General features: G+C 66.1%; 7 protein-coding genes. 5 read left to right on the forward strand and 2 right to left on the reverse strand.

Annotated elements, in window-relative coordinates; translation table 11 throughout:
* The 3 genes from DBR12_RS22235 to DBR12_RS17700 form a co-directional block, all read left to right on the forward strand.
* On the forward strand, nucleotides 1–619 hold a 619-nt coding region (locus DBR12_RS22235), incomplete at its 5' end, for a hypothetical protein (protein ID WP_158275013.1).
* Nucleotides 620–727: 108 nt separating this feature from the next.
* Nucleotides 728–1,399, forward strand: coding sequence for a histidine phosphatase family protein (locus tag DBR12_RS17695; protein ID WP_108618465.1), 672 nt, complete (start codon nucleotides 728–730; stop codon nucleotides 1,397–1,399).
* 180 nt (nucleotides 1,400–1,579) lie between these two features.
* Nucleotides 1,580–2,260, forward strand: coding sequence for an SDR family oxidoreductase (locus tag DBR12_RS17700; protein ID WP_108618478.1), 681 nt, complete (start codon nucleotides 1,580–1,582; stop codon nucleotides 2,258–2,260).
* 80 nt (nucleotides 2,261–2,340) lie between these two features.
* On the opposite strand, the gene DBR12_RS17705 is transcribed toward DBR12_RS17700, so the two are convergent.
* Both DBR12_RS17705 and DBR12_RS17710 read right to left on the reverse strand, forming a co-directional pair.
* Nucleotides 2,341–3,207 (reverse strand): creatininase family protein, encoded by an 867-nt coding sequence (locus DBR12_RS17705; RefSeq protein WP_108618466.1) that lies wholly within the window; start codon nucleotides 3,205–3,207, stop codon nucleotides 2,341–2,343.
* A gap of 31 nt (nucleotides 3,208–3,238) precedes the next feature.
* Nucleotides 3,239–3,598 (reverse strand): hypothetical protein, encoded by a 360-nt coding sequence (locus DBR12_RS17710; RefSeq protein WP_233244757.1) that lies wholly within the window; start codon nucleotides 3,596–3,598, stop codon nucleotides 3,239–3,241.
* 108 nt (nucleotides 3,599–3,706) lie between these two features.
* On the opposite strand from DBR12_RS17710, the gene DBR12_RS17715 reads away from it, so the two are divergent.
* Both DBR12_RS17715 and DBR12_RS23125 read left to right on the forward strand, forming a co-directional pair.
* A complete protein-coding gene (locus DBR12_RS17715; protein WP_108618468.1) occupies nucleotides 3,707–4,468 on the forward strand; it encodes an alanyl-tRNA editing protein in 762 nt (253 codons plus the stop codon).
* 176 nt (nucleotides 4,469–4,644) lie between these two features.
* Nucleotides 4,645–5,852: DUF748 domain-containing protein (locus tag DBR12_RS23125; RefSeq protein WP_233244768.1), on the forward strand; the 1,208-nt coding region annotated here is incomplete at its 3' end.

A 5,852-nucleotide genomic window follows, 5' to 3' on the forward strand; every position in this document is an offset into this window, starting at 1 on the left:
GGTGACCATGGTCAAGGCGCTGCCCGGCAGCACCCGCACGCGCCGCCGCCTGCTGCTGGCCACCAGCGCCCTGGCGCTTTTGGTCATGGGCGCCCTGCTGTACTGGATATGGCCCATGTTCTACCAGCACGACTGCGCCCCCGGCAAAGCCTGCCCCATGTGGCTACCGTATGGCCTGGTAGTGCTGGCCCTTGTGCCGATGATCCTGCCCCTGGTTCTGTGGCGCAGGCTGAAGGCGCTGGAAAGCATCCGTATCGGCACCGATGGCCAGCAGGTGCAGGCCCGGGTGGGCAACAGGCGCTACCAGGCCCCAGCGCACCAGGTCACCTGCACGCGCCAGCAGCTGCTGATCGGCCTGGGTGTCGTGCCACTGCGCCTCAACGGCGAAGCCCTGTTTGACGAAGCGCTGCTGCGCCGCGACTTCATCCACCGCTTGCCCCAGATGCAAATGCACAACAGCCCCTGGAGCGCCGGACTGCTGGGTCACTGGTGGAAAAACGGCGGCTGGCAGGGACGCGCCATCGTGATCGGTCTGGGCGCTCTGTTTGCGCTGCCGGCGTGGCTACTGGTCGAGCTGGTGCTGCGCGGGCTGTTCTTCTGGCTGACAACGCTGGTCTGAGCCAAACACCGTCCCGCTGCTGCAGCGCAGCATCATCAACTCTCAAATTAATAGCACAGGTCGCACTAGCGACAAGCGTGCTGCGCCGGGTTCATCACAATCCGGCGGATGGGAACCCTCTACCTCGTGCGCCATGGCCAGGCCTCGTTTGGCGCAGAAAACTACGACCAGCTCAGCCCCGTTGGCCACCAGCAGGCGGTGCGGCTGGGCCAGTTCTGGCGCGAACGCGGCCAGCGCTTTGACGCTGTCATCACCGGCACGCTGCAGCGCCATGTGCAGACACTAGACGGGATCGTGGAAGGCCTGGGCGCCGCCCCCGAGGCGCTGCGCCTGCCCGGCCTCAATGAATACGACAGCCACGCGCTGATTGCCGCCATCCACCCCCAACCGCTGGGCAAGGCCGACACGCCCGAGCTGTACCGCCAGCACTTCCGCATCCTGTGCGACGCGCTGGCGCAGTGGATGGCCGGTGTCATCAGCCCCCAGGGCATGCCCAGCTGGAACGAGTTTTCCGCCGGTGTGCGCAGCGCGCTCGACCATGTGCGCCACCACCACGCGGGCCAGAATGTATTGCTGGTGAGCAGCGGCGGCCCCATCTCCACCGCCGTGGGTGAGGTGCTGGGCACCGCGCCCGAGGTGACGATTGCGCTGAACATGCGCATCCGCAACAGCGCGGTGACGGAGTTCTCGATTGCGCCCAAGCGGCTGATGCTGCAGACGTTCAACACCCTGCCGCACCTGAACGAGGTGGAGCACGCGGGGTGGGTCACACACGCGTGAGAATCGCGAGAACGGACTCGATGGAATGCACTGCCGAGTGCTACTCACCACGGCAATACCCAGCGCAGCCCATGGGTTTGAAACCCTTGCGTTGCACCAGCGGATCAGCATACAAAGGGCACGGATCGGTCCTTCGCTACGGCGCCGGTTGGTGCGCCGCCCCCGCAAGTGGGAGACACCATGCACGACACACTGAAAGGCAAACGTATCCTGATCACCCAGGCCTCCGAGTTCATGGGGCCCACACTGTGTGAGGTGATGGCGGAGCAGGGCGCAACCGTTATCGCCAGTCACCACCCGCTGGTGCATCCCGATGCAGCGCAGCAAGTGGTGGCAGAAGCTGGCGCCATTGACGTCTTGGTTGCCAACCTGTCAATCCATGCCCCGAGCACCCACGCCACCGAGGTGAGCGAACAGGAATGGCAAGAAGTCTTTGCCGCACTGGTGGACCCACTGCCACGCCTGATCCGCGCCGTGGTGCCGAGCATGGAGCACCGCGGAGGCGGAAGAATTCTTCTCATAGGCAGCGCCGCGGCCTTGCGGGGCATGAAACGCACATCAACCTATAGCGCTGCGCGGGGGGCTCAGCTGGCCTACGTGCAGGCTGTAGGGGTCGAACTCGCACCCCAGAACATCCAGTTCAATGCGATTGCACAGAACTTCGTCGACAACCCGACCTACTTCCCTGCGGAGGTCCAGGCCAACCCCAGGTTCCAGGAACGTCTGGCGCGCGAAGTTCCCTTGGGGCGCTTGGTGGGCGCTCGAGAGGATGCTCTGTTCGCGGCATACCTTTGCAGCGATGCCGCCGCCTGCTTTGTGGGCCAGGTGTTTCCTGTCTGTGGCGGATGGGTGACGCGCTAGCCGGTCTGTATGGCGCCGCGCCTGCAGATCAGCTGGCCAACAAACGAGGTCCAACGTCGGCAGGCAGCCATTTTGAACCGCTACAGCGGCGCCACGCCCTGAACCACAGTGGCCAGGGGCAAGGCTGACAGCTCCTGCAGCAGCGCCGACAACTGCGCTGCCGCAGCTTCCACCACTGTCCGCCCTTTGTCGGCCGTGGCGGCGGCCGCATTGCCCACCGCGCCCGCCGGGTGGTAATCCTGCATGTGCCAGCCCAGCTTGGCGCTTTTGCCGTTGCCCAAAATGGCGTAGAGCTCCGACCGGTCCTGCGAGGTGGAGCGGAAATCCCGCGCATGCTCCATGTGAACCACGCCCGGAGCGAGGTGCAGCATCATCGATGTTTCGATCTCGCCCGCGTGAATGCCAAAGCGGTGCTCCTGTCCGCTGAACTGCCCCGCCACCGCATCGGGCAGCGGCAGGCTGAACCAGCTGGCGCTGTACACGAGCAGGTCGCAGCGCGTGCGCAACTCGCGCGCCACGATGTCCATCACACTGACCTGGCCGCCATGGCCGTTGAACAGCAATAGCTTCTTGACGCCCGCGCGGGCCACACATTCGCCGATCTCGGTCCACAGCGCGATCACCGTGGCGGGCGAGAGGGTGAGCGTGCCCGGAAAGCGGATGTGCTCGGGGCTCAGGCCCACGTTCTGCGGCGGCAAGAACAGCACGGGCAGGTCGGCGGGCATCTGCGGCAACGCCGCGTCAATCACGCCCTGCAGCAGCGTGGCATCCACCGACAGCGGCAAATGCGGGCCATGCTGCTCGACGGCGGCCACGGGCAGCACGGCCACCACCTGGTCGGCCTGGCCGCTGTGCTGCAACGCTGCAAAGTCGCGAGTGGACAGGTCGGCCCAGAAACGCGAGGGCAAGGTGAGGGAGGCAGGTTGGGGAGCGGCAGCAGCGGTCATGCCGTGATGTTAGGGCCTGTTCAGGGCTGCGTCACTTCAGCACCATATTGCCCAGCCAGTACAGCAGATGCCCCACTCCCATCACCAGCAGCACGGTCGATGCCCACCCGCTGACCCTGCTGCCCAGACCACGGCGGCGCTGCCATGCACGTACCACCAGCGCCACCACCCAGCCCACGGCGACACACACGGCCCAGAGCATCCACAAAAGCCCCACGCCGATGCAGCCGAAGCTCTCGCAGTGCAGCGTGAAGGTGTAATACGACAGCGCCAACAGCGCCACGCACAGGCCCAGCAGCAATCCATCCAGTATGCGTGACACCCAGACCGCCATGCGCGAGATCGGGGGCGGAGCAGGCGACAACGGTGATGAGGGTAAAGGCATGTTCATGAAAGTCCGAGGGTGGAGTGGTAGTGGTGGGGTGGCATAACCCGTCCAGCCCAGCATAGCGCTCGCCCCACAGCTGGGCGCCGCCACCCATCCCGCTACCATCACCGCATGACCCAAGACCTCTTCAGACAAGACGCCTACCAGCGCGAATGCAGCGCCCACATCACCGCCATCACGGAAGTCGGCATCGTTCTGGACCAGACCGTGTTCTACCCGCTGGGCGGCGGCCAGGCCGGTGACAGCGGCGTGCTGGTGCTGGCAGATGGCACGCAGATCGCCATTGCCGACACCCGCAAGGGCAAGGACGCAGATGGCAACCCCACTAGCGACATCGTGCACATCCCCGCCCCAGGGCAGGAAGAGCGTGTGGCGCAGCTGGCACAACAGGCACCAGGCACCGCCGTCACGGCCCGCATCGACTGGGAGCGCCGCCACCGCATGATGCGGCTGCACACCACCAGCCACCTGCTGTGCCATGTGGTGCCGCAGCTGGTCAACGGCTGCTCCATCACGCCCGACTATGCGCGGCTGGACTTTGCCATGACCGACCCTCTGGACAAGGAATCCCTCACCACCGCCATTGCCGCCCTGGTGGCCGCTGCGCACCCGCTCACTGTGGCCTCGATCAGCGATGAGGAACTGGACGCCAACCCCGCCCTGGTCAAAAGCATGAGCGTGCAGCCCCCGCGCGGCACAGGGCGTATCCGCACCATCCGCATCGGTGGCGAGGGCGACGCGCCATTGATCGACCTACAACCCTGTGGCGGCACGCATGTGGCCAACACGTCGGAGATCGGCGCCATCGTCGTCACCAAGATTGAAAAGAAAAGCGCCACCACCCGCAGGGTGGTGCTGGGCTTCGCCCAGTGAGCGCAGCGAAGAACTCCGTACCTCACTGTCAACAATCTTGAACCACTCCCGCCCACCTGTTGCAATGGCTTACCTCGGCTGACGCACAACAGGGACAATAGGCGGCTCGCGCGCGAGCCCTCTGGTTTTTCACCAGCCCCCTCTGGGGCCGCGGCGCCCACCCCTTGCCTGCCGCCATGCCGATCTCCCTGCGCTCCGTTTCTTTTGCCACCCTGCGCCAGCACCGCTGGTTCCGTCCGTCTGTCCGCGCGCTGGCGGGTTTGATCGCCCTGTGGCTGCTCACCTGGCTTGCCATCCCGCCGCTGGTCAAGGGCCCACTGGAGCGCATAGCGTCCGAACAGTTGGGCCGCACCGTCACCGTGGGGGGCATCGACTTTCGGCCCTGGAGCCTGGAATTCGCCCTGCGCGACGTGGTCGTGGCAGGCGCAGACGGCGCGCCTGCGCAGCTGACCATTGGCCGCATCTACGCCGATGGCGAGCTGCAATCCCTGCTGCGGCTGGCCCCCGTGGTGGACGCTTTCACCATCGAAAACCCGGTGCTGCGGATCACCCACCTGGGCGACGGCCGGTATGACGTGGACGACATCCTTGCCAAGGTCACCGCGCCCCCCACCGAACCCGAGCCTGACACGGGCCCAGCGCGGCTGGCGCTCTACAACCTCGCGCTGACGAACGGCAGCGTCGATTTCACGGACACCACCGTGAACAAAACCCACGAAGTGCGTGCGCTGGCCTTGACGGTGCCCTTCATCAGCACCCTGCCGTCGCAACGCGAGGTGAAGGTGGAGCCGCGCCTGGCATTCACGCTCAATGGCAGCCGGTTCGACTCGTCCGCCCAGGGCACCCCGTTCGCACAGACGGGCAAGGCGGATGCGCAGATCAGGCTGGACGGGCTGAACCTTGCGCCCTACCTGGGCTACCTGCCCGCCAGCCTGCCCATCAAGGTGCAAAGCGCCACGGCGGATGCAGATGTGAAGGTGGACTTCGAGCAGCACCCGCGCATGGCCGTGAAGCTGAGCGGCACCGTGCAAGCCAGCGGCGTGCGCATTGCAGACCGCCAGGGCGCCGACCTGCTGAGCTACGAGCGCCTGAAGATCGACATGGCCGATGTGCGCCCGCTGGAACAGGTGGTGCGCCTGCAGCATGTGGAGCTGACGGCGCCCGTGGTGACCGCCACGCGCGACGCGGCGGGCCAGATCAACCTGGCACAACTGGCAGCACCCGCCCCACAACCGTCAACAGCCGGGGGCAAGACCACGGCACTTGCGGCGCCCGTGTCTGCTGCTGAACCCGCATCCTCCAGCAAAACCAAGGCCAAAGCCGCCCCCGCCTGGGTGGTGGAAGTTGCCACCACCGCCTTGCGCGGCGGCACCCTGCGCTGGGC

Origin of the sequence: Acidovorax sp. HMWF029 (assembly GCF_003060895.1) — a bacterium.
GTDB lineage: Bacteria > Pseudomonadota > Gammaproteobacteria > Burkholderiales > Burkholderiaceae_C > Acidovorax.

Excerpts from the sequence above, each read along its gene's own strand:
- DBR12_RS17705 (WP_108618466.1), bottom strand. The coding sequence starts at position 3,207 with ATGACCGCTGCTGCCGCTCCCCAACCTGCCTCCCTCACCTTGCCCTCG.
- DBR12_RS17695 (WP_108618465.1), top strand. The coding sequence starts at position 728 with ATGGGAACCCTCTACCTCGTGCGCCATGGCCAGGCCTCGTTTGGCGCA.
- DBR12_RS17710 (WP_233244757.1), bottom strand. The coding sequence starts at position 3,598 with ATGAACATGCCTTTACCCTCATCACCGTTGTCGCCTGCTCCGCCCCCG.
- DBR12_RS17715 (WP_108618468.1), top strand. The coding sequence starts at position 3,707 with ATGACCCAAGACCTCTTCAGACAAGACGCCTACCAGCGCGAATGCAGC.
- DBR12_RS17700 (WP_108618478.1), top strand. The coding sequence starts at position 1,580 with ATGCACGACACACTGAAAGGCAAACGTATCCTGATCACCCAGGCCTCC.